The organism is Actinomyces sp. oral taxon 448 str. F0400 (genome assembly GCF_000220835.1).
GTDB lineage: Bacteria > Actinomycetota > Actinomycetes > Actinomycetales > Actinomycetaceae > Actinomyces.
This window is the reverse complement of the sequence record NZ_GL985614.1, coordinates 1-885: the sequence shown is the minus strand read 5'-3', so window position 1 is coordinate 885 and position 885 is coordinate 1. Positions and strand designations below refer to the sequence as shown.

1 pseudogene is annotated in these 885 nt (G+C 77.1%); it reads left to right on the top strand.

Annotated elements, in window-relative coordinates:
• Positions 1 to 309 precede the first annotated feature (309 nt).
• Positions 310 to 885: pseudogene (locus HMPREF9062_RS11960) on the top strand (hypothetical protein); the annotation flags it as partial.

The following is an 885-nucleotide window of genomic DNA, read 5'->3' as shown; positions in this document are numbered from 1 at the left end:
GCCGAGATCGCGCATCATGCCTCACGGCCGGCCGCTGATGCCCCCCCGGCGGCGCGCCCCGCAGCGCCCCCGGCGCAGCCCGCTGCGGCCGTCTCCCCAGCAGTTCCGGCTGCGGGAACGGGACGGGGCGCATCCTCCGAGCCGGATGCGCATGCGCCGTCGGCGCCGGCCCCGTCGGCGTCTTCGGCGCCGACGGCGGAGTCTCCCGTTCCACGGAGAGCGGCCGAGGCGGACCGGGAGGCCCCCGCACAGGCCGGTGCTCCGCGGCGTCCCGCGCGGGCCGGTACCGGATCGGCGGCGGATGCGGAGATGATCCGCGACCGCTGGGAGGAGGTTCTTGAGGCGGCCAAGCGCTCCCGGCGCGCCACCTGGGCGCTCGTCGGCCCGAACTCCCAGCCCGGTGGTATCAACGGAGGCGTCTTCGAGGTCATCTTCACCGGGCAGGGCCTGGTCAACGCCTTCGAGAACGGCGGCCACGGCCCGGTCCTCTCCCGGGCCCTGCATCAGGCGCTCGGGCTGAGACTCGAGGCGCACGCCGTTCTGGGCGGTCCGAGCGGCGGCGGCCGGGACGGTGGTCCGGGCGGTCCTCACGGCGGACGGGGTCCCGCCGGGTGGCCCGACGACGCCGGATCGGACAGCCATCGCAGCAGTCCGGACGGTGTTGCGGGCGGGGGAGGACGGCCGGAGTCCTCCGGCGGTCGGTTCGGTGAGTCCGTTCGCGGCGGCGCTCCTGCGGGAACCGCGTCTGAGGCGTCCGCGAACGGGGGGACCCCCCCGTCGGCGGACGAGATCGTGCCGCCGGAGTCCGAGGACGACGGGTGGGGCGTGATCGCCGTTCCGGGCGCGGCCCGCGCCGCCCGCGAGAGCGCGGCGGACTCCGCAGCG